The organism is Treponema sp., from assembly GCF_045657965.1.
Lineage (GTDB): Bacteria > Spirochaetota > Spirochaetia > Treponematales > Treponemataceae > Treponema_D.
Genome location: NZ_JAZOUG010000097.1, coordinates 1 through 3,284 on the forward strand (window position 1 = coordinate 1; position 3,284 = coordinate 3,284).

Sequence of the window (3,284 nt, forward strand, 5' to 3'; positions counted from 1 at the left end):
TACGCCGATGTTTATATTTCCAACGATGAAACTATCGGTGAAACAGAAAAATTAATTCATTCTGCTTTTCCACTGGCAGGAAAATATCCGGAAATATACCTTGGAACATCCATAAATGAAGATTTATGCCTTCAGGTACGCTCTTTTACTCCGGTCAACAGGCTTGAAATCGGAACCAATGCAGTTTCAGGAACTGTAACAGTTTATAAAAATGGCGTAATTGATCCTACGGCAAGTTACGATTCAGAATCAGGAACCATAACTCTTTCAACTGCAGTTTCCGGCTCAGACCATATAACTGCCAGATGGTATGAAGAAAGCGAAGATTCACAGTCTGGTGCAGTTACTGCAGCATCCGGCTTCAAATACGATTTTACAGACGAAGTTTCGGCTGATATTTCAGCATCTTCCCGCTGGAGCTATTCTCCAGAAAAAGAATTCGCAGATTTCAGTTATGCTTCAAACGGATTTGCAACGGCCGCAGGTAAAATCTCTTATACAGGCGAAAATTTTTATGCAAAAAACACAATTGCTTCCACCTATGAAAACACAAATACGACCGGTCTTTACCGCATTTTAGGAAACGATGACAGCGAAAGTGAAACATATTACCTTTCAAAAACTGCTGGGATTGACCTCCCGCAAGATTTTTCCCCAGTTTTAAACGAAAAAACAGGCACAGGAACCACTTCTGCAATAGAACTGAAATCTTCAAAAAACGGCTCGATTGAAGTTAGTAACGGCAGTGCTGATTCTGAAATTTCAGGATATGCAGTTCCTTTAGAATGGGATTTTTCAAATCTTACAGCAGGAGAAAATGAAGAAATGGCATGGGCTGCAATTTCACTTTACACTCCGGGGATTTCTTCAACACTTTCAAACGCATCGGAATTTTCAATTGCACTAAAAAATCCTGCCTATACAGAAAATTTTGATTCTTCAAACGTACACCTCTATCTTCAGCTCGGAGTTTCTTCAGATGAAGATTTTTCAATTGAAGAATCAGAAAAAATTCCAACATGGGAAATTTCTGACAGCAGTGCAGAACAGGTAAAAACTGCATTCATTTTTTCAAAATCAGTGTGGCAGACTGTGAGCGTCACACTTTCCGATGAAGACAGGGCCGCGATTTCTAATCTTCAAAATTTCAATGTACGACTTATTCTTACTACAGGCAACACTTCTTCCCTTCCCTCAAACGGCACAATTTTTACAGGTCCCTACGAAGCATCAGGGCTGACATTCACATTTTCAAGTACAAAAGAAGCTTCCAGCACGAATTATCAGACAACAGATTCAAGTCTTTCTTCTTCAAAACTAAAGAAATTCAATAAATCTTCTCAGAACAAAGTTCAATACTTTGACTGGAATTTTTCAACCGCTCCAGCTGATACAGAACAGCTTATTTTCTCACGGACATTTTCTGATGTTGATTTATCCGAATATAAAAAACTTTCATTTTTTCTGAAGAGCGAAAATGCAGACAGCGTAACAGTCACACTTTCCCGTCCAAAATCTTACGGAGAAGAAAAAGCACTTGTCTACACAATATCAAATCTTTCAAATGAATGGAAAGAATACACAATAAGCCTCACTTCCAGCACAGACTCGAATCTGACAGTCCTCAACACGGACATTGTTCCAGTCAAAATAACACTCACAGTTAACACAACAAGCCAGACCGGAAAACTGTACTTTGACGAATTGTACTTAAGTGAAAATACTCCTTATGTTGTTCTTCAGGATAAAATTGAAGCAGGCTATAAAATCGACGGAGCAATTCTAAAAACAGAAGAACACATAATTCTTAAAGATTTTTCTGTCTCAGCTTCAGGAAATGCTGCAAATTCCATCGAAACAGAAAAAGGCACATTAAAAGAAAAATCACTTCAAAGCTCTGGAAACCTTGGATTCACATTCACAAATTTAAAAATCAGAACAAATGCATCTCTTTCAAATGCATGGCAAAATTCTAAATCTTCAGATTCAACACAAAAAAACGCACTGGCTTCGGCCGGACATTCACTGGAAACTGAAACGCCGTTTTTCTCGCTGCTCTCATTTTCAGAAAATTACACCTACAGTGCTCAGGACGGCTCGCTGGAAAAATCAAATACTGCAAAACTGGATTTTTCTGGCTATAATATTCCAATCACACTCAAAGCCGAAACAAATGCAAGTTCAGATTCATGGTCACTTTCACAGTCAGCAAAGGCAAACACAAATTTAAAAATAAACAGGTTGAAATTTGACTCTAACGCAAAAGTCTCACAAAAAGTTCTGACAACTGACAGCTCTACATCAGCACAAAATAAAAAGGAAAAATTTGAAACCAAAAATTACGCAGAAAGCTGGATGGAAATTACATCATTCAGTTTCGACACTGGAGATGAAAAAGCAAATAGAAGAAACGTTTTTCTGGATTCAAAATTAAGCTGCTCATTCGACACTCTTAAATTCAATCCGGGCATTTTTTTTGAAACAAACGGAAATTACAAATACTCATCAAAAATTACATTCACTGATACAACGAAAGCAGGATTTGAACTTCCAATCTACTTTTCAAAAAACAATTTTTCTTTTTCGTGGAAAAAAATCTGTATGAGTACAGAACTTGCTGAAAAAGGCGGCTCTTACGAACGGGATACAAAAGACCTTATTTCTTCCCTTTCAGAAAAAACTTATTTCGCAAAAGCACTGCCGGTTTATGATCTTATAAGCAAAAAAATAGCTGCACAGGTATTCAAATCAGAAAAAAATTCATCATCGTACACTGGAACATATGCATTTACCTGGAAAAGGGCCTTTTTTGCAAACAAATACGATTTTTTTATTCCAGTTTCAGCAAAACTTGAAGCAGCACGCGATATTACTGCAAGTACAACGACATCAGATTTCTATCAGATTAAAAACACAGTAAATCACAGTGCATTAAATATTTTTGGCAGAAACGGAAATATTGCACTCTTTTCATTTTTTGAAAATGACGAATATAATTCTTCGGTTTCAGCAGCTGTAAAACTTCCGGAAAATTCACCAGAATCTTTTACTTACTTATTTAACGGGTATCTGCAATCAACTTTCTGGTTTTCTACTCAAAATTACTTAAAAACAGGAATCGAAGGCAGCGCAGAAGGAAAAGACGACTGGAAAGCAAAATATACAGTTATCTGGAAGCGAAAAGCAGCTTCTTCGCTTGCAAAAGGTATAATTTCAATTTTTAACGAAGAATCTGCAAAAAAAATCAGCAAAATCAACAAAACAGACAGCTTAAATTTTTCACT

At 36.8% G+C, this 3,284-nt stretch carries 1 protein-coding gene; it reads left to right on the top strand.

The annotated features are described in order from the left end of the window. The coding region (locus tag ACKI5B_RS03600; RefSeq protein ID WP_407425919.1) for a hypothetical protein at positions 1-3,284 on the top strand (3,284 nt) is incomplete at both ends.